The organism is Leeuwenhoekiella marinoflava DSM 3653 (assembly GCF_900129005.1).
Taxonomy (GTDB): Bacteria; Bacteroidota; Bacteroidia; order Flavobacteriales; family Flavobacteriaceae; genus Leeuwenhoekiella; species Leeuwenhoekiella marinoflava.
Genome location: NZ_FQUN01000008.1, coordinates 255,690 through 276,008, shown reverse-complemented (window position 1 = coordinate 276,008; position 20,319 = coordinate 255,690). Strand labels below are relative to the sequence as shown.

Annotated in this window: 14 protein-coding genes and 1 tRNA gene; 9 read left to right on the top strand and 6 right to left on the bottom strand. The window is 38.4% G+C overall.

Annotated features, from left to right (window positions below):
- Positions 1–194: 194 nt before the first annotated feature.
- Positions 195–1,190, bottom strand: a complete 996-nt coding sequence (locus BUB91_RS08645; RefSeq protein ID WP_073098826.1) for an isoaspartyl peptidase/L-asparaginase family protein — start codon at positions 1,188–1,190, stop codon at positions 195–197.
- A 133-nt stretch (positions 1,191–1,323) separates the two neighbouring features.
- On the opposite strand from BUB91_RS08645, the gene BUB91_RS08640 reads away from it, so the two are divergent.
- The 3 genes from BUB91_RS08640 to BUB91_RS08630 all read left to right on the top strand — a co-directional run bounded on the left by BUB91_RS08640 (position 1,324) and on the right by BUB91_RS08630 (position 4,524).
- The gene (locus tag BUB91_RS08640; RefSeq protein WP_073098825.1) at positions 1,324–2,538 is read left to right on the top strand and encodes a metallophosphoesterase; all 1,215 of its coding nucleotides are present in this window, start codon (positions 1,324–1,326) and stop codon (positions 2,536–2,538) included.
- 124 nt (positions 2,539–2,662) lie between these two features.
- Positions 2,663–4,093: a hypothetical protein gene (locus BUB91_RS08635; RefSeq protein WP_073098824.1), complete on the top strand. Its 1,431-nt coding sequence runs from the start codon at positions 2,663–2,665 to the stop codon at positions 4,091–4,093.
- Positions 4,094–4,227: 134 nt separating this feature from the next.
- The gene (locus tag BUB91_RS08630; RefSeq protein ID WP_073098823.1) at positions 4,228–4,524 is read left to right on the top strand and encodes a thioredoxin family protein; all 297 of its coding nucleotides are present in this window, start codon (positions 4,228–4,230) and stop codon (positions 4,522–4,524) included.
- Here the strand turns inward: BUB91_RS08630 and BUB91_RS08625 are convergent.
- Both BUB91_RS08625 and BUB91_RS08620 read right to left on the bottom strand, forming a co-directional pair.
- Positions 4,521–5,171 (bottom strand): polysaccharide deacetylase family protein, encoded by a 651-nt coding sequence (locus tag BUB91_RS08625; protein WP_073098822.1) that lies wholly within the window; start codon positions 5,169–5,171, stop codon positions 4,521–4,523. The two genes, BUB91_RS08630 and BUB91_RS08625, sit on opposite strands and share 4 nt — an antisense overlap.
- The gene (locus tag BUB91_RS08620; protein ID WP_073098821.1) at positions 5,171–8,458 is read right to left on the bottom strand and encodes a glycosyltransferase family 117 protein; all 3,288 of its coding nucleotides are present in this window, start codon (positions 8,456–8,458) and stop codon (positions 5,171–5,173) included. The genes BUB91_RS08625 and BUB91_RS08620 overlap by 1 nt, the downstream gene beginning before the upstream one ends.
- Before the next feature lie 353 nt (positions 8,459–8,811).
- Here BUB91_RS08620 and BUB91_RS08615 point away from each other — a divergent pair.
- Positions 8,812–8,884 (top strand) — tRNA-Gln (locus tag BUB91_RS08615).
- Positions 8,885–9,067: 183 nt separating this feature from the next.
- Here the strand turns inward: BUB91_RS08615 and BUB91_RS08610 are convergent.
- Together BUB91_RS08610 and BUB91_RS08605 are read right to left on the bottom strand one after the other, a co-directional pair.
- Positions 9,068–9,367: a hypothetical protein gene (locus BUB91_RS08610; protein ID WP_073098820.1), complete on the bottom strand. Its 300-nt coding sequence runs from the start codon at positions 9,365–9,367 to the stop codon at positions 9,068–9,070.
- Between the two features lie 190 nt (positions 9,368–9,557).
- Positions 9,558–10,391 (bottom strand): universal stress protein, encoded by an 834-nt coding sequence (locus BUB91_RS08605; RefSeq protein WP_083557886.1) that lies wholly within the window; start codon positions 10,389–10,391, stop codon positions 9,558–9,560.
- 168 nt (positions 10,392–10,559) lie between these two features.
- Between BUB91_RS08605 and rimP the strand changes: the two genes are divergently transcribed.
- Genes rimP through infB form a run of 3 tightly spaced genes read left to right on the top strand, consistent with a single transcriptional unit; the run spans position 10,560 to position 15,134 of the window.
- The gene (gene rimP / locus BUB91_RS08600; protein WP_073098819.1) at positions 10,560–11,024 is read left to right on the top strand and encodes a ribosome assembly cofactor RimP; all 465 of its coding nucleotides are present in this window, start codon (positions 10,560–10,562) and stop codon (positions 11,022–11,024) included.
- 9 nt (positions 11,025–11,033) lie between these two features.
- Entirely contained in the window at positions 11,034–12,263 is a 1,230-nt protein-coding gene (gene nusA, locus BUB91_RS08595) for a transcription termination factor NusA (protein ID WP_073098818.1), read from the top strand.
- Between the two features lie 54 nt (positions 12,264–12,317).
- Positions 12,318–15,134, top strand: a complete 2,817-nt coding sequence (gene infB, locus BUB91_RS08590) for a translation initiation factor IF-2 (RefSeq protein WP_073098817.1) — start codon at positions 12,318–12,320, stop codon at positions 15,132–15,134.
- A 73-nt stretch (positions 15,135–15,207) separates the two neighbouring features.
- On the opposite strand, the gene BUB91_RS08585 is transcribed toward infB, so the two are convergent.
- Positions 15,208–15,594: an SPOR domain-containing protein gene (locus BUB91_RS08585; RefSeq protein ID WP_073098816.1), complete on the bottom strand. Its 387-nt coding sequence runs from the start codon at positions 15,592–15,594 to the stop codon at positions 15,208–15,210.
- 220 nt (positions 15,595–15,814) lie between these two features.
- On the opposite strand from BUB91_RS08585, the gene BUB91_RS08580 reads away from it, so the two are divergent.
- Both BUB91_RS08580 and BUB91_RS08575 read left to right on the top strand, forming a co-directional pair.
- Positions 15,815–17,155, top strand: coding sequence for a c-type cytochrome (locus tag BUB91_RS08580; RefSeq protein WP_073098815.1), 1,341 nt, complete (start codon positions 15,815–15,817; stop codon positions 17,153–17,155).
- A 59-nt stretch (positions 17,156–17,214) separates the two neighbouring features.
- Positions 17,215–20,304 (top strand): TAT-variant-translocated molybdopterin oxidoreductase, encoded by a 3,090-nt coding sequence (locus tag BUB91_RS08575; protein WP_073098814.1) that lies wholly within the window; start codon positions 17,215–17,217, stop codon positions 20,302–20,304.
- Positions 20,305–20,319 lie beyond the last annotated feature (15 nt).

Genomic DNA, 20,319 nt, shown 5'->3' with positions numbered 1-20,319 from the left:
ATTGAGTTTGTAAAATAAAGAAAGCCAGCTGCGAGAGCTGGCTTTCACCCCAAATCATAATTGATTATTACAAGTCAATTATAACAGTCTTGAATATTTTTCGCCATAAGGCACGAAACAAAACTAAGTTATTTTTTTCGTTTTAAAAAAGAGTAGAATACAAAAAAAGCCTTAAAATAAACTAATGATTTTCATTATTTTAGGTGACTGCCTGCAGCAATCGGATTGTTTTTTCCGTTGCTATATTTCATCATTTTGAACCCCGGGTGTATGCAGTAACATCCCGTTTCACCTTCTTTGTTGATTGCGATATAGGCTACTTGAAAATTAGTATGGTTAGGATTTGTAGTCACAATACGGCTTACCGCTTCTTCACAAGCTTCTTGCGGAGACATGCCATTGCGCATCAATTCTACAATTAAAAAACTACCTACAGTTTTAATGACTTCTTCTCCCATGCCTGTTGCAGCAGCTCCACCTATAGCATTGTCTATAAAGAGACCGCTTCCTATCACCGGGCTGTCACCTACGCGACCTTTCATCTTATAAGCCAGACCGGAAGTTGTGCAGGCTCCTGAAATGTTACCGTCTTTATCAAGACCTAACATCCCAATGGTATCGTGGTTTTCAATATTAATGACTGGTTTGTAGTCAGAAGTTTTTAACCATTCTTTCCAAGCTTTTTCGGTTTCGGGGGTTAAAAGATCTTCTGCTGTAAAACCGCTTTGCACTGCAAATTCTTCAGCGCCTTTGCCGGCAAGAATTACGTGCGGCGTGTCTTCCATTACTTTACGTGCTAATGCTGCAACATTGGTTATGTTTTCCACAGCCATTACAGATCCGCAATTGCCGGTATGATCCATAACGCATGCGTCTAATGTTACATTGCCTTCGCGGTCTGGTGAACCTCCCTTACCTACTGTTGTATTTTTTATATTTTCTTCCTCTACAGCAACACCTTTTATAACAGCGTCAAGAGCGGGCAAACCTTGGTCTAATAAAGCACCTGCAGTGGCATTTGCTTGTGTAAATTCCCAGGTGCAAATAGCAACCGGATCGCTGGCAGGTTTATTTGATGTTTTCAATTTTAGGTTTTTTTGTTTGGAATTGGCATTAGCCAGACTGTTAATTCCCAAACCTAAAGCGAGGGTGTTTAAACTGGTTTTAGTAATAAAATTACGGCGTTTCATGTGTGTAGTAGTTAAAAAAGGAAAGTTACTAAAGCGTTAAATAATCTCAGTGTTTTTATTCTCAAAAAAATAAGATCATATTTAAATATTCTGTACGAGGCTTTGCTAATATTGCTGTTCTTAAAATTGAATTATGCGTTGGTTTCTTTTTATTGTCTTTTATATTCTGGTAGATCTTTATGCATTTCAGGCATTTAGAACCTTTTCTAAAGGTTTACTGATTAACGCTCTTTACATAATAGTGTCTCTTGCTGTTCTCGCAGTCCTTATCTATACACTTTCAACAATGGATCGTTCTGAAGGAATCACAACAAAAGAGATGTATGTATTTGGGTGGTTTCTGGTTTTCTTCGTGCCAAAATTGCTTTTAGTGCTGTTTATGTGTGGAGAAGATGTCGTTCGATTCTTTATAGCAGTATTTTCCAGGATGTTCAATAGTCAATCTTCATTTCATTTTCCGTCAAGGCGGAAATTTGTCAGTGCTCTTGCGCTTGGTGTTGCGGCGATTCCTTTTGTTTCTTTGATCTACGGAATGTATAAAGGGAAATACAGATACCGGGTGTTGTCTTATGATTTAGAATTTGAAGACCTGCCGGAAGCTTTTGATGGGTACACCATTACCCAAATAAGCGATGTGCATAGCGGTAGTTTTGATGATGAAGAGAAGATTGCTTATGGTGTGGATTTGATAAATAAACAACAGAGCGACGTGATTTTATTTACAGGAGATCTGGTAAATAATTTTGCAAAGGAGGTGGAGGGGTGGACTTCCTTATTTTCTACTCTTAAAGCAAAAGATGGCGTCTATTCGGTTTTAGGTAACCACGATTATGGGGATTATGCCAATTGGGAATTTCAAAATGCTAAAGCTCAAAATCTTGAGAGTCTAAAAGATTTGCAGCGTAAAATGGGTTGGCATCTTTTACTAAACGAACATGTTTGGTTAGAGAAAGGTAGTGGACGTATAGCATTAATAGGTGTTGAGAATTGGGGCGCAGGTTTTAAGCAAGCCGGTGATATAGATAAAGCTTCAGAGGGTTTAACTGAAAGAGATTTTAAAGTCTTGATGAGTCACGATCCATCGTACTGGGCAGAGCGTCTAAAAAAAGATCCTAAAAATTATCAGTTAACTTTGAGCGGTCATACACACGGGATGCAATTTGGTATCGAAATTCCCGGGTTTATAAGATGGAGCCCGGTGCAATACAGGTATGAGAATTGGGCCGGTATTTACAAAGAAAATAATCGTATTTTAAATGTAAATCGAGGTTTTGGCTATTTAGGCTATCCCGGAAGAGTAGGTATTTGGCCAGAAGTTACCGTGATTAAGCTTAAAAAGAAGATTTAATACTAAATCGATTAACGAAAGGTATTTCTTACTTAAATTTAATTTTTTTCTGTTAAAAGGATTTAAAGTGTTTATTTTGATCGTTTAAATACATAATTTAATAGAAAATAATAACTATTGATTTATGTATTTGAGAAGATTTCTCTTTTGTGTTATGCTCCTGTTGAGTATAACTGGTTTTGCTCAGATAGGTATAGGAACTACCAGTCCTGATGCTTCTTCATTGCTTGATGTAAACTCTACTACTCAAGGTATTCTTACACCCAGAATGACTACCACTCAGCGCTTGGCAATAAGTGACCCTGCTGAGGGTCTTTTAGTTTATGATACCGACGAATCTGCATTTTACTATTATGAAACAGGTTCTTGGTCTCAATTAAAAGGAGCTGAAACTCGTGATAATTTTGTATTAGTAAAGAGCGAGGCAGATTTTCCGGCCGTTTCGGGAAGTGCTATTACGTTAGAAGAAAATACGTATTATGAAATAAATGGTACAATTGAATTATCTGCTCCCATAAATCTTAATGGCGCGTATGTTTCTGGTTTGGACGCTAATGAAGACGTTCTGAGTTATAGCGGAGGGGTGGTTTTTAAAGGTTCTAAAGGAGGGAGTATCCGTAATGTAACCATTACAGGTCAAAAAGCTTTTGAGATTGCCGGTACAGCTGCTGAAACCTTATTGGTTCAAAACACGGTGATTGTTAATACAACAACCAGTGTAGGTTCAATTTCCGGCTTGGGATTGTTTTTTGGGAATATTGTTCAATTTGTAGGTAATGCTAATGGAATTACCTATTCAGATATTGGAAATCTGTTGCTTAATAATCAGGCGTGGCTGAGTTCAAATAGTGGAACTTATGAAAAACTAACAGGTGCTTTTAGTCTGGTTCAAAAAGTGAGTGGATTTAGCACGGTCAATGGATCGGCTATTGCTTTTGATGTAAGTGCAAATCCTACCGTAAGTAATGGGGTTTTGTTGAGTACTGTTTTTTCAGGTACGTCTAGTAATCCTTATGTTAGCAGGTATACAGCCGGGAGCTATACGGGCTATAATTTTACAAATAACTGGACGGTGAACTGTCCCGGAATACCTGTGGAATCTGATAATGCAGCTACAGGAGATATTAATTTTTCATTTCCTGTGGGTTCTGGTGCTATTACAACCTTTTCTACTACAGGAAGCTCTGGTAGAACAAAGATTCAAGGGACAACAGCATCAAATAACCTATTTAGATTTGAAAAAGTAGGAGAAAATAGAATTACTTATCGTGGAAAAAAAACACGCTATTTCCAAATAAACGCTTCAGTTTCTTATCAGGCATCGGCAGACTTAACGCTTATTCTATATATTGCTAAAAATGGAACTGTTTTAACTGATACTAAGGTTTACGGTAGAGGAGCCAGTGGTTTTTTTGTAAGTGATTCGGGGATTCTGGCACTTCCTATAGTAGGTACAGTTCAGCTTGCTCCTGGTGATTATATAGAAATTTTCGGAGAGCGTTTTTCTGGATCTGGTAGTATATCTGTTGTTTCTGCTAATTTAGCCATTAAATAAACATAATTTAAGTTTTAGAAATGAGTGTGTAAGTCAGGTTATTTCTGAAAATCTGACTAAAGTTACTTTATTTAAATATTACAAATACTTTTTAGCTATAAACCTTATCTTTAGGTTTCTAAAGACCAGAAGCTATGTCAAAATTTGGAGCACTTATTGATCAGGACGTACCGGTTTTGTTAGATTTTTATACTGAATCTGATGAGCGATCAGCAATTATGAATCCTATATTGCGTGATGTGGCGGCTGCATTGGGAGATCAGGTAAAAGTGGTAAAAATTGACATAAATAAAAATCTTGAACTTGCAGAAGCATTGCGCATAAAAGGCTTGCCTACGCTTGTTATTTACAAAAAGGGTGAGATGAAGTGGCGTCAGAGCGGTGAGCAAGATGCTCAGACTCTCATTACAGTTTTTCAAAAATTTATCTAAAGCTTTTCAAAAGTATATCCTAGTTTACTGAAATGATCTAAAACTTTTGGTAACGCGTGTCTCATATTTTTTTCAGCTTTGAGACTGTCGTGAAAAACTACGATGCTTCCTGATTCAGCATTGTTGATTACATTAGCAGCACAAGCATCTCCACTTAGTTCTTTTTCCCAATCGCAAGCAATGGTGTCATACATGATGATCTCATAGCCTATTTTCTGTATTGTTTTTGCCTGATTGCGCTTGATTTTTCCGTAAGGAGGTCTGAAGAGTTTTTGGGGCTTCGCGTAAGTGGTAATCTCGGTTTCAGTCTTCAGCATATTATTGATGTAAGCAGTTTTGCTGCAACCCCAACCTTTTAAGTGGTTATAGGTGTGATTGCCTATGCTGTGCTCACTATCTGTAAGTTGCTGAAAAATGTGTGGATTTTTTTTGATGTTTTCACCAATGCAAAAAAAAGTTGCTTTAGCATCGTATAGAGCTAACGTCTCTAATACCCATGGAGTAACTTTAGGAATGGGGCCATCATCAAAAGTGAGGTAGAGTTTTTTTTGACTTTTATTGTCTTGGGTTTTATCCCATACGTACCCGGAATAAAGACGCTTAAGTAGCTTAGGCGTCTTTACGGGTAAGTTAATTTTAAATGACATTACTCTGTGGTGTCTGTCCCGGCAGGTATCGCAATTGAGGAGTCTAAAGTCTGCTCGGTGGGTTGCACAGTTTCCGGTTCGGTCTCGTCTTCACCATAAAACTGACTGAATTTACGCAGGTATGCGTTGAACTCTTTAGCTTTCTCAGGGATGATCTCCTGATCTTGATTTATAATCAAAAGATCAACAAGACTGCGGTAGCGTTCAATATCAGTGATGATATCTTGAGCATACTTGTATTGTCTCTCGAGATTTAAGGAGCTCCAGTAATCCAGTTTTTCCTGATATTTACCTGCAACGGCATTCCATAGTTCACGAGCTTTTGCTTGTTCGCCTACTTCATAATACCCGCTGATATAGGGTTCTAAAAGTGTGTAGTATTCAAAAATATCTACCGGCATCTTTTCCATTGCCAGATCTAAGATATTCTTTGCTTTATCAAACTTTTGCTCTTGGATTAGTTTTTCGGTAAGACGTGCCAAATTTCCTCTATAGGTGATTCCATTTCGGCGGGTTTCTGTATCGTGATAAATATCAGGATCACCACTGTTACCCCAGTACCAGTTGGTTGCAATGTCATAAAACTTATCAGCATCTATTCGCCCCATATCATAAGGAGCCTGAGGATCTATAGGGGTTCTAATAGGAACCAGTTTATAACAAACTCCATCTAGTTGTAAATAATCTTTCATCCAGAGGTAATCGTCATCACCAAAGCTTCCGCCGGTGAAATAGATTGGACGTTCCCAGTTGTTATTTGCGATAACGTCTAGCATCAAGAGTCTGTTCTTGTAAATAACCGTTTCTTTAAGATTGATTACAATTTCAGAGACTATTTCATCTGCATCTTCTTGAGATACTATTCCGTTAGCTAAAACACTTTGTTTGTCTACCGGTATGCTGATGTGTTGCGTAGGGAAGGAGTGAACCATACTGCCACTTTGTAATTCTTCCATAGTTCTGGGGTCGTCACTGGCAATCCAGTTCATCCAGGTTTTGATATCTAAGGTGTCATTAGGACGTAATTCGTTATAAAAAATGGCATCCCTGTTTCCTGCGACATACTTATCATGAGTTAGTTGTGAAGGAATAGGAGCGCTTTCATAAGCTTTGCGTTTCATGTCATCTATATACCACGCAGTTTGAAATAAGCTGGTATTTACAATACGAACATCGCGGCGGTAACCTTCAATTTCTTGAGCATACCAAAGTGCAAAAGTGTCGTTGTCGCCTATAGTAAATAGTATGGCGTTTTCATCACAGCTGTCTAAATACATTTTTGCCATTGCAAGAGCGGTCTTTCGGTTGGAGCGATCGTGATCATCCCAGTTTTGAGCGGCTAGAATTACGGGGGCTGCTAGTAAGCAAACTACCGTGACAACCGGCAATACAATTTTTGCACTAATTTTTTCTTTAAGCATATCGTATAGTGCATATACACCAAAACCTATCCAGATTGCAAAAACGTAAAACGAAGCTACAAGGGCATAATCGCGTTCGCGAGGTTCAAATGCACGCTCATTGAGATAGATCTTTAAGGCAATACCGGTAAAAAGGAAAAGCACAAGCAAAACCCAAAAACTCTTCTTGTCTTTACTTGCCTGAAAAACCAAGCCTAATAATCCAAGGATAAGCGGTAAGAAGAAATACGTGTTTCTTGCCTTATTGTCTAAAACGTCGGTAGGGAGATTTTCCTGTGGTCCTAGTCGAGCTTCATCAATAAAAGGGATTCCGCTTAACCAATTTCCGTGGAGGTCGTCGTATTTCCCCTGAACGTCATCCTGGCGTCCGGTGAAATTCCACATAAAATACCGCCAGTACATATAGCCGAATTGAAAATCAAACATATATGCCAGGTTGTCTCCAAAAGAAGGTGGATTTACATTTATATATTGTCTAATACGCATTAGAAAGGACTGAAATCCTTCGTTGTCTATTCTGCCTTGCGCATAATCTGTCTTAAATTTAGCAACAGCTTGCTGTAGTTCTTGATTGTCTGCGTATTCAGGTTTTACCTGAAAATCAAGCGGACCGGTAAACTGCATGTAATTGGCTATGTGGTCTGTACTCCACATTCTGGGTAAAAATACCTTGTGACGGTCTTCGGAATTTTGAACGGAGTTTTTCCATTCATTTATGATGACGTATTTGCCGCTTTCTTCATCTTTCTCATAATTGGGCTTTCCATCTATATATGGATTTTCAGCATCTAATCCGCCAAAAATCTCAGTAAACTGAGGGCCATAAAATAAATGTGTTTCCGGATATTGCTCCCTGTTGTAGTATGCTAGTAATTTACGAGCGTTATTTGGGTTGTTCTCGTTAATGGTTGTGCCTGCGTTTGCACGTATGGGTAGCATGAGCCAACTCGAAAAGCCAATGAATATAAAAAGTATAGAAAGTATTAAGGTGTTTAACTGGTAATACGACTTCTTTCTGGTGAAGCTTAGTAAGTAGTAGAAGATGCCTATAAATACAATTCCTGCTACGATGGTTCCGCTATTAAATGGAAGTCCAAAGGTGTTGACGAAGAAAACTTCGGCGTAGCCAAAAAAGCTTAGTGTATAGGGTAGTAGGAATTTGAATATGAACATCAAAATACCAACAACGATAATGTTGGCTAAGATGAAATTCTTGATGGTAATCTTTTTATAATTCTTGAAAAAATACAGGAATCCAATTGCGGGTATAGCAAGCAATGCCATAAAGTGAACCCCAAAAGATAAACCGATGATGAAGCAGATAAGCATGAGCCAGCGGTTTCCGCGAGATTTAAACATATCGCGTTCCCAAAGTAAAGCAACATAAAATAAAGCAGAGAACATAAACATCGCCATCGCGTAAACTTCAGCTTCAACAGCGCTAAACCAGAAACTGTCTGTAAACCCATATGCTGTAGCGCCAATAAATGAAGCTGCTAAAATTGCTATCTCATCATAAGAAGTTAATACTTCTTTGTTTCGCTTGAGTAATTTACGCAAGAGTAATGCGATTGACCAGCACATAAATAAAACGGTAAATGCTGAGGCTAAGCATGACATAAAGTTGACGCAAAGCGCAACATAGGTGCTGTCTGGAGCAAAAATTGAGAAAAAGGCTCCAAGCATTTGGTATAATGGTGCTCCGGGTGGGTGGCCAATTTCTAACTTAGACGAAGTAGAGATGTATTCTCCCGCGTCCCAAAAACTGGCAGTAGGTTCTACAGTTAAGCTATACGAGATGAGCGCGATGGCAAAAGCACACCATCCTACTATTTTAGTATACTTCGGGAAATTGAAGTTTGTCATAAGGCAGATTTAACTCACAAGTGAGATTTGAACGTTTCGAGGGTTTCCTCGATATAAATTGGTTTAATCGTAAAGACCTTAGCAAAGCCTTGGTTTTATATTCGGGCGAATTTAAGAATTAATACGATAATGAATTCTATATTTATGAACTAACTAAATCGTTGAATTGCTGAAGCGTTGATTTTGATTGATTTTAAGCGTAACTATACAGGTCTTTAAACGCTTGGGGAGGAGAAATATTTTTCAATTAAATTTTTCCTGAAAAAATATTTGCTGAACAAAAACTTTGTTTTAAATTTGCAGCCGCATTCGCAAGTCAGGTGAGTGTCTCCTTTTTTAAAAGGAAAGGTTAATGGCCTATGGTGTAACTGGCAACACGTCTGGTTTTGGTCCAGAAGAGTCTAGGTTCGAGCCCTAGTAGGCCAACTGCAATAAAACCCGCATCTCAAAAGAGTGCGGGTTTTTTATTCTCTTTTGTGTGGCCGAATGTACCGTAAACCAGTCGTTGTATTGTTAATAAAATCTTAATTTTACACTTTTAAAAAGCGGTTTTCATACACTCTTCATACACTATCCTAGGGGATGCCTAGGCTTTGCCTGGGAGTTGCCCTACTTTTGGCTTGAATTTGCCCTACCTTTAGGATCATTTTTAATGCAATCCTGTAACAACGAAGCGATGTGTTTTTGAGGTATTTCAAGGGTCACTTCTGTTTCCGGTGCGCTTGATAATACGGGTTTCATCGTGATGTGAAAGGTGTTTTCTCTTTCAGTAATTATAACTTCAGATGCTTTAAAGAATTTTTTCAAGATTGCTTTCTGAATAATTCTGGCTTTAGCAGATTTGTCAGTACAATTTTGGTTTATTAATTGAAATAGGTTTGCGGTGATGTTTTGACCTTCGATATGCATAGCTTTAGTTTTTAACTCAATAATCAGATTTAAAAGTTTGGTGTGTTTTATTAAGTTGAATGTTCACTCACAAAGCACTTCAATACTTTAATTAATTGATGATTTGAAGCTACTTTTATTTTTAATTCTTAAATTTTAAAAGAATGTTATTTAGAGATTTATTAACCTTTTTGAGTCAATAGCTATCCAATCATATTTTAAAAGTCAATACCGGTCTTTTAGCATGGTTGACCAAATCTTCACTTAAGGAACCGTTAAAAAAATGTGCTAGTCCTTTTCTGCCGTGTGTGCCAATAGCTATGAGATCTGCATTTAAATTTTTTGCATAATTCATAATGCCACGCTCCACTTTAAGATCGTTATAAATTTCAAAATCATTTATGGTTTTATTGATTTTTGCAGAAAAGGTTTCGAATAAGCTTGTAATCTTTTCGGTAGTTTCAAAACGATCTGGTGTGTTTATGTAAACCAATTTTAGGGTGGCTTCCTCAGCTTCTGCGAATTCAAAAGCCTTTTTTAAGGGTTTTACATTGTCATCGTCAAGATCTGTGGCAAAAACTAATGTTTTGACTTTAAAATGGATGTGTTGTTTTTTAATTACTAAAACCGGTCGTGTTGCGTGTCTTACAATTTTTTCGGTATTAGAGCCTATAAAAAGTTCTTCGAAGCCGCTGGTTCCGTGAGAGCCCATGATAATTGTGTCAATAGATTCGCTTTTTGCATAATCTAAAATTCCTTGATAGATATTATTGAATTTCACCATCTCGATGATTTCAATACCTTTAGCGCAAGGTTGAGATTTCAACTCCTGAAAACTTTTCTGTGCCATCTTTAGAAAAAACAATGCTTCTGGGGGCTCAAAACGTTGAGTTCCGGTCACAGATTCTAAAATCGTGTGGGGAAATTCAATCAGATGAATCAGGTGCAATTGAGCGTTGTAACGCTTAGCAAGCTGGCATGCAACTTCAAAGGCTTGGTCTGCTTGCTCAGAAAAATCTGTAGGTACTAGTAGTTTTTTTATCATAACAAACTGTTTTTAAAAGGTATAGGGTTTAAAATGGGCTTATTAAAGTTAAGCATTTAATAGAGAGGTTGTTCTATTTTATATGTTGATAAATATTATTATATTTGCAGTGTTGAATTAAGAAAATTAATCGAGGGGACACATTGAGTCCCCTCTTTTTATAGGAACATGTTGAAGGAACGCGTAAAAACTCTTTTAGAAGAGGCATTTGAAGAGTATGGCTCTTTATTTTTGATAGATATGACCATTAAAGGTAACAATGAGATTGTTGTTACTATTGATGGAGACGAAGGTGTAACCGTACAAGACTGCATTAATGTAAGTCGTAAGGTAGAGCATAACTTGGATAGAGAGGAAGAAGATTTTTCTCTTGATGTTATGTCTGCGGGAGCTACAGAGCCTTTGGTAAATCAAAGACAATACAAAAAAAATGAAGGTAGAGATCTTGAAGTGAAGCTTCAAGACGGCTCAAAAATAACCGGCGAACTTATTGCTGTGGCAGATGATGCTGTTACACTTGCGTGGAAAGAGCGCGTGCCTAAAGAGGTGGGTAAAGGTAAGGTTACTTTAGAGCGTGAAGAGGTGATTGCATACGACACCATCAAGCAAGCAAAAGTTAAGATAAAATTTTAAGTACACACAATGGAAAATATTGCGTTAATCGAATCATTTTCTGAGTTTAAAGATGATAAACTCATAGATAGAGTAATGCTAATGGCAATACTCGAAGAAGTTTTTAGAAGTACGTTAAAAAAACGTTTTGGAAGTGATGATAATTTTGATATAATTATTAATCCTGATAAAGGGGATTTAGAGATTTGGCGTAATCGTGTTGTTGTTGCAGATGGGGAGGTTGAAGATGAGAATTCTGAGATTAGTCTTGAAGAGGCGCGTAGAATAGAGCCTGACTTTGAGGTTGGGGAAGATGTTTCTGAAGAAGTTAAGCTGATAGATTTAGGGCGTCGCTCTATTTTGGCTTTACGTCAGAATTTGATCAGTAAAATTCACGAGCACGACAATACTAACATTTATAAGCAGTTTAAAGATCTTGAAGGAGAGCTTTATAATGCGGAAGTGCATCATATTAGACATCGTGCTATTATTTTGCTTGATGATGAGGGTAACGAGATTATTATGCCTAAAGACAAGCAGATTCCTTCAGATTTCTTTAGAAAAGGAGAAAACGTACGTGGTATCATTGAAAGTGTAGAACTTAAAGGAAATAAGCCTGCAATTATAATGTCTCGTACTTCGCCATTATTCTTAGAGAAATTATTTGAATCTGAGATTCCGGAAGTTTTTGACGGTTTGATTACCGTTAAAAAAGTAGTTCGTATTCCGGGAGAGAAGGCAAAAGTTGCTGTTGACTCTTATGATGATCGTATTGATCCGGTGGGAGCTTGTGTAGGTATGAAAGGTTCAAGAATTCATGGAATAGTTCGTGAATTGGGTAATGAGAATATAGATGTAATTAATTTTACAAATAACCTGCAGCTTTATATCACGAGAGCTTTGAGTCCTGCAAAAATCACGTCTATTAAGATAGATGATGAGAATAAAACAGCAGAGGTTATGCTGAAGCCTGAGGAGGTTTCTAAAGCGATAGGTCGTGGTGGTCATAACATCAGACTAGCTGGCCAGCTTACGGGTTATGAGATTGATGTATTTAGAGAAGGTGTGGAAGAGGATGTTGAGCTTTCTGAATTCTCTGATGAAATAGAAGATTGGGTGATTGCCGAATTTTCAAAAATAGGTTTAGATACCGCAAAAAGTATTTTAGAACAAGACGTAGAAGATCTGGTTAGAAGAACAGACCTTGAAGAGGAAACCATTGCAGATGTAATGAGAATTCTTCGTGAAGAGTTTGAATAATTTTAGGACTGTACAGGTTTTTTAGGTTAATTTTATAGCGAATTAAAGCATTTTATGGCAGAAGTAAAGAACATGAGGTTAAATAAGGTATTGCGTGAACTTAATATTTCACTAGATCGTGCTGTTGATTTCCTTAAGGAAAAAGGGCATGATATAGAGGCGCGTCCTACCACAAAAATCTCTGCCGAAATCTACGGGGTGTTATCTGATCAATTTCAGACTGATGCCAGTAAAAAAGTAGCGTCAAAAGAGGTTGCTCAGGAGAAACAGAAGGAGAAAGAAGCTATACGCCAAGCTCGCGAAGAAGAGATTGAAGAAAAACGCCAGGAGCGTGAGCCTCAGCAAGAGGTTATACGTGCTAAGACAAATCTTCAGGGACCTAAGCAGGTTGGTAAAATTGATTTAGATAAATCTGGAAAGCCTAAAGCTCCTGAAGCTGAAAAACCAAAAGCAGAAGAAACTCCTGTTAAAAAGGAGGAGCCTGTTGCGGAGGTTAAAAAAGAGGAAGTGAAAGAGGTTAAGGCTGAGAAGCCTGCCGAAGTTGAAAAGGTGGAAGAGAAGCCGGTTCCAAAAGCAGAAGATCCTGTAGAGAAAGCCCCTGCTAAGGAGAAGGCTGTTGAAGAGAGATCTGCTCCTAAAGTTGAAGCTCCTAAAGCTAAAGAGGCAGGAAAGCCTTCTGAGGCTAAGGCAGAAGAGCCGAAATTAGGTGATGACGTTTTAAAAACCGACTATAAGAAATTAGACGGACCTAACTTTACTGGTCAGAAGATTGATCTTTCTCAGTTTAAAAAACCAGAGAAAAAGAAAAAGCCTGTAGCTAGCAAAGACGATAAAAAGCGTAAGCGTAAGCGTATAAGTAAGTCTCTTGGTGCTAATCCTAGTACTGGAGGGAATAATAACAATACCAGAAGCAGGAATCAAAGAGGCGGAAGTCGAAGAAATGCTCCTGTTGTTAAGGAAGAGCCTACAGAAGAAGAAGTTCAAAAACAAGTGCGTGAAACGCTTGAAAAGCTTCAAGGTAAATCTAGTAAAGGTAAGGGTGCTAAATATCGTAGAGATAAAAGAGATCAGCACCGTCAGAAGAATGAGACTGAGCAAGCTCAGCAAGAAGCTGATAATAAAGTATTGAAGGTAACAGAGTTTGTGACGGTAAGTGAAGTTGCAACAATGATGGATGTTTCGGTAACACAAATTATATCTGCGTGTATGTCACTGGGTATGATGGTGACGATGAATCAACGTCTTGATGCAGAAACACTTTCAATTGTTGCTGATGAATTTGGTTACGAGGTGGACTTTGTTAATGCAGATATCGAAGAATCTGTGGCTGTTGAGGTAGATGCAGAAGAAGATCTTAAGCCAAGAGCTCCTATTGTAACGGTAATGGGTCACGTTGACCACGGTAAGACATCGCTTCTGGATTATATTCGAGAAGAAAATGTTATTGCTGGTGAAAGTGGTGGTATTACGCAGCATATTGGTGCTTACGGTGTTACTTTAAAAGATGGTCAAAAGATAGCTTTCTTAGATACACCGGGTCACGAGGCTTTTACAGCGATGCGTGCGCGTGGTGCTCAGGTTACAGATATTGCAATTATTGTAATTGCAGCAGATGATGATGTGATGCCGCAAACTAAAGAAGCGATTTCTCACGCTCAGGCGGCGGGAGTTCCTATCGTCTTTGCGATAAATAAAGTTGATAAGCCAACTGCAAATCCTGAGAAAATTAAGGAGCAGTTAGCAAGTATGAACTTACTTGTTGAAGATTGGGGTGGTAAAATACAGTCTCATGATATTTCAGCAAAAACGGGAATAGGTGTTCCTGAATTATTAGAAAAAGTATTGCTTGAAGCAGAGATATTAGAGCTTAAGGCTAATCCTGATAAACGTGCTAATGGTACTGTTGTTGAAGCTTTCTTGGATAAAGGTCGTGGATACGTTTCTACAATACTTGTTGAAGGTGGTACACTTAAGATTGGGGATTATGTTCTTGCCGGTACAAATAGCGGTAAGGTGAAAGCAATGCACGATGAGCGCGGTAAGGAAGTTAAGGAAGCGGGTCCTTCGACTCCGGTTTCTATTCTAGGTCTTGATGGAGCTCCTCAGGCAGGTGATAAGTTTAATGTGATGTTGGATGAGCGTGAAGCTAAAGACATTGCTAACAAGCGTACGCAGTTGCAACGTGAGCAGTCTGTTAGAACTCAGAAGCATATTACGCTTGATGAAATCGGTAGACGTATTGCTTTAGGAGACTTTAAGGAGCTTAATATTATCTTGAAAGGTGATGTTGATGGTTCTGTTGAAGCCTTAACGGATAGTTTTGGTAAGTTATCTACAGAAGAGATTGTTGTGAATATCATACATAAAGGAGTTGGTGCAATTACTGAAAGTGATGTGTTACTTGCTTCGGCATCAGATGCGATTATTATCGGATTTAACGTACGTCCTGCAGGTAATGCGAGACAGGTTGCTGATAAAGAAGAAATCGACATCCGTACGTATTCAATCATTTATGATGCGATAAATGATCTTAAGGATGCGATGGAGGGTATGCTTTCTCCAGTGATGAAAGAAGAGATTACGGGTAACGCTGAAATTAGAGAAACGTTTAAAATCTCTAAAATTGGTACGATTGCAGGTTGTATGGTTACCTCAGGTAAGATATTCCGTAACAATGGAGTTCGTTTAATTCGGGATGGAGTAGTGGTTTATACCGGAGAGCTAGCATCTTTGAAACGCTTTAAAGATGATGTACGCGAAGTTGCCAAAGGTTATGATTGTGGTATGCAAATTAAAAACTACAATGATATACGAGAAGGTGATATTGTAGAATCTTACCATGAAGTAGCTGTTAAGAAGAAGTTGAAATAAGATTTAAATTCCTATAAACAAAAAAAAGCCTTTGAAAATTTCAAGGGCTTTTTTTGTTATTTGATGTTTAGGTTTAACGCTCTGGTTTCATAACAAAAGCATTCGGGAAACTTTTTTGAATTTGTAAAAGCGCTTGATCAGCTTCCAGGCGATTTCTAAAGTTTCCTACCCAAACTTTATAGTTAGGGCTTTCATATACAATCTTAGGTTTCCATTCGGGATACTGCGAATTGTACTTGCTGTGTATCTTGTTTGCTTCGGTTATATTCCCGTAAAACAGCTGAATCTTATAGCGATCAGTTAATTCGTCATTGACAGTCATTTCGGACTTAAGTTTCAGTAATTCAGGCAGTCTGTCATCTTGAATGATTTTAGTAGTTGCTGATTGACTGTATATTGAAGTTGTTAAAAATCCACCAAAAATGCAGGATATTGAAAGTTTTAAAAGGGTTCTTTTCATAAGAAAAAATGTTTAAGCAAAAGTAAAAGTTATAACTCAAAATGTGCTCTTTTTATTATTTAGAACTTATATAAATTACCTTTTAACGCTTTGGTAACACTTCAAAAATCCACTTCTAAGTGTTACTTTTGCCATCAAATTTGTTGGCATTCTTTTTGGTTTATAGATGCTTTTAATCGCTGAGATTAGTGCCGCGCTAAGATGACAATTCTATCATACTATGAAACAGGGTAAATACCTTAATTCAGCTTCTCGATTTTCTTTAATCACTTTAGCATTATTGCTTTCTTTTTCGTCGATTGTGTTTGCTCAAGAAGCTACCGCAGATGAAGGTGCTGCTGAGTCTGAAACTACAGCTGCAGCTCAAGGTGGTGATGCTGCTGCCGGAAAGGCTTTGTTTAACGCTAATTGTGCTGCGTGTCATAAGTTGTACAGTCGTGCTACCGGGCCTGAGCTATACAATGTTACTGAGCGCCGCGATCGTGATTGGTTGTACCGGTGGATTAAAAACAATAAAGAGTTAAGAGATTCAGGAGATCCTGAAGCTATAGCTATTTATGAAGAGTATAATCAAACTGCGATGAACTTGTTTCCGCAGTTGACTAATGCTGATATTGATGATATCTTAGCTTATACGGATACTCCTAAGCCAGAGCCTAAAGCTCCTGTTAATGCAGGTGGTGGTGCTCAAGGTGGAGGCGGTGGTGTCTCAAGTACAATTATTTTGGCAATTCTTGCTGTGGTATTGGTTATGCTTGTGGCGGTATTGTTTCTCGTGAATAATACGCTTAGAAAATTCGCCGTAGCTCAAGGTGTTGAGCTTCCTGTTAAAGAATCTCGCAAGCCTATCTGGAAAGCATTTGTTGAAAATCAATTCCTTGTTTTGGTTTGTGTGATTGTTTTGTTGTTGGGTGGTGCTTATTTCGCCTACGGGTGGATGATGCAGGTAGGTGTTGATCAGGGCTATCAGCCAATTCAGCCAATTCATTATTCGCATAGAATTCATGCTGGTGATAATCAAATTGAATGTAAGTATTGTCACTCTTCTGCCAGAACCAGTAAAACATCAGGGATACCTTCTTTGAATGTTTGTATGAATTGTCATAAGAGTATTAGTGAGGTTGCAGATCAAACATCAGAGTTTAGTTCTGTTACTGAAGATTATTCAAAAGAATTCTACGATAAGGAAATTCAGAAATTATATAAAGCAACAGGATGGGATCCTGCAACTCAGTCTTATTCTGGGGAGACTCAGGCTGTAGAGTGGGTGCGCATTCATAAGCTTCCTGACTTTGCATATTTTAATCACTCTCAGCACGTAAGTGTAGCAGGTGTGCAATGTCAAACTTGTCACGGTCCTGTTGAGGAGATGGAGATTATGTATCAAAACGCTCCGCTGACAATGGGGTGGTGTATTAACTGTCATCGTGAGACTGATGTAAAAATGGATGGTAATCCTTATTACGAAAAGATTCATGAAGAGCTTTCTAAGAAGTATGGAGTTGAGCAATTGACTGCGGCTCAAATGGGAGGTCTTGAATGTGGTAAGTGTCACTATTAATAGAGTTTAAGAATACGTGTAGTCTAACTCGCGTTCCAAAATAAATAACAATAGATTTTATGTCATCAAACAAGAAATACTGGAAAAGTGTTGAGGAGCTAAATGAAAACAGCTCTATTGTTGAGGCGCTTAAACAGAATGAGTTTGCGCAAGAGATTCCGATGGATGAATTTCTTGGCGATAAAGATTCGTTAGATGCTTCATCTACTACGCGTCGTGATTTCTTAAAGTATGTAGGTTTTTCTACAGCTGCGGCAACTCTTGCTGCGTGTGAAGGGCCTGTGAATAAATCAATTCCTTATGTGGTTGCTCCGGAGCGTATTACTGCTGGTAAGGCAGATTATTATGCTACAACAATGGCAGATGGTTTTGATTTTGCAAGTGTTTTGGTAAAAACACGTGAAGGAAGACCTATTAAGATTGAAAATAACAAGCTTGCTGCTTCTTTAGGGGGTAATAATGCAAGGGTTCATGCTTCTGTATTGTCAATGTATGATACGAAGCGTTTGCAAGGGCCTAAAATTGACGGAGCTGATGCTTCTTGGGAAGAGTTGGATAGTCAGTTGGGTGATAAATTAAAGAATTTAGGAGGTAAAAGTATTGTGTTGTTGACGCAGACTTTTGCAAGTCCTTCTACTTCTAAATTAATTTCTGAATTCAGTGCAGCGTATCCAAATGTTAAGCATGTGGTTTACGATGCTGTTTCAGAAAATGATGCTTTAGATGCTTTTGAAAGTAAGTTTGGAATGCGTGCATTGCCAGACTATGATTTTTCTGAAGCTGAAGTTATAATTTCTGTTGGTGCTGATATTCTTGGTGATTGGCAAGGTGGTGGTTTTGGACCGAGTTATTCTAAAAGCCGTGTTCCTAAGAATGGGAAAATGTCACGTCACGTTCAGTTCGAAGCTAATATGACATTGTCTGGTGCGAATGCTGATAAGCGCGTACCGATGACTCCTAGTGAGCAGAAAAAAGCTGTGGCTGCAATACAGCGTATTGTTGCTGGAGGTAGTTCTGATACAGGTCTTTCTCCTGAGCTTGATGAGGCTGTTAAGAATGCTGCTAAGCAATTAAAGAATGCCGGAAGTAAAGGTGTTTTTGTTACTGGTGTGCAGGATGTAAATGCTCAGACAGTAGCGCTTTCAATAAATGAGACCATAGGTAGTACTATTATTGATACTCAAGCGCCAAAAATGACTCGTGAGGGTGATGCTCAGGCAGTTCAGCAATTGATTCAAGATATGAATGCTGGGTCTGTAGGGGCTGTTCTTATAGCAGGTGTTAACCCTGCTTATAGTTTGCCAAATGTTGAAGCGTTTAAAACGGGTTTGGAAAAGGTTGATGTGAAGGTTTCTTTCAATATGAAAGAAGATGAGACTGGCTTGCTTTGTAATTATTTAGCTCCTGCTCCGCATTATTTGGAGTCTTGGGGAGATGTTGAGATTAAAAAAGGTCAGATCTGCTTAACGCAGCCTACAATTAGACCTTTGTTTAATACAAGACAATTTCAAGACACGTTGTTGGCTTGGGTTGGTCAGGATGTAAGCTATTACGATTATCTAAAAAATAACTGGAGTAATACTTCTGTAAGTTGGAATCAGGCTTTACATGACGGTTTTGTTGCTGGTACTGTTCAGGCTTCAACTGGTGAAGAAGAAACTGCAGAGGTGTCTAGTTCTTCTCAAAATGGAGCTGTTTCTTTATCAAGTGCTTTAGCTGCCTTGAATCAGGAAGGTGGTGCTTCTGGTTATGAATTGACCCTGTATTCTAGTACAGGTCTTGGTGATGGTCAACAAGCAAATAACCCTTGGTTGCAAGAGTTTCCTGATCCTATTACCAGAACGTCTTGGGATAACTATTTGACGATGTCAAAAGTTGATGCTGATAAGTTGGGTGTTGAGAATGAAATTACTTCTAAAGGTGCTCTAAATGGTAGTTATGTAAATCTTACTCTAGATGATGTTGCTTTAGAGAATGTGCCGGTTTATATTCAGCCTGGTCAGGCTCCTGGTTCAGTTGGTTTGGCTTTAGGTTATGGTAAAAAGGCTGCCGTACAAGAAGAAATGCAGGTTGGTGTTAATGCTTACCCGTTATATAAAGAATTTAGTGCTACTCAATCTGTTCAGATCGAGAAAGCTAGCGGATGGCACGAGTTTGCTTGTGTTCAGATGCAAAATACAATGGCTGGTCGTGCAGATGATATCGTTCGTGAGACCACCTTGGAGATTTTTAATACAAAAGATGTTCACGCTTGGAATCCGGTAGGGGAGGTAGATTACAACCACTCTGAGATCTCTGTTCGTGATAAAAATGCGGATATTTGGGAGTCTTTTGACGACACGATGGGGCCTCATTTTAATCTTTCTATTGACTTGAATGCTTGTACTGGTTGTGGTGCTTGTGTTATTGCTTGTCATGCAGAAAACAACGTTCCTGTTGTAGGTAAGCAAGAAGTTAGAAACTTTAGAGATATGCACTGGTTGCGTATTGACCGTTACTATTCTTCTGCTGATACTTTTGAAGAGGAAACAAAAACACTTGAAGAGTTGCCGGCTTTTGATAGTTATTCTGTTGTTGAAAAACAATCTTACGACAATCCAGAGGTTGCGTTTCAGCCTGTGATGTGTCAGCATTGTAACCACGCACCTTGTGAAACTGTTTGTCCGGTTGCTGCAATTGGTCACGGAAGACAAGGTCAAAACCAAATGACGTATAATCGCTGTGTAGGTACGCGTTACTGTGCTAACAACTGTCCTTATAAAGTACGTCGTTTTAACTGGTTCTTGTATAGTGAAAATGATGAGTTTGATTACAATATGAACAATGACTTAGGTCGTATGGTTCTTAATCCAGACGTGACTGTACGTTCTCGTGGTGTGATGGAGAAATGTTCTTTCTGTATTCAAATGACTCAGAAAACAATTCTTGATGCTAAACGTGAAGGCAGAGCTGTTGAGGATGGAGAGTTTGCAACTGCTTGTAGTAACGCTTGTGATAACGGTGCTATTAAGTTTGGTGATGTGAACATGGAAGACTCTGAGATTGTAGCGTTGAAAAATGATAAACGTAAGTATTATTTACTGGAAGATATAGGTGTGAAGCCTAATGTATTCTACCACGTAAAAGTTAAGAATACTGCTGAAGTTTAAATTTAGTTTAAAATA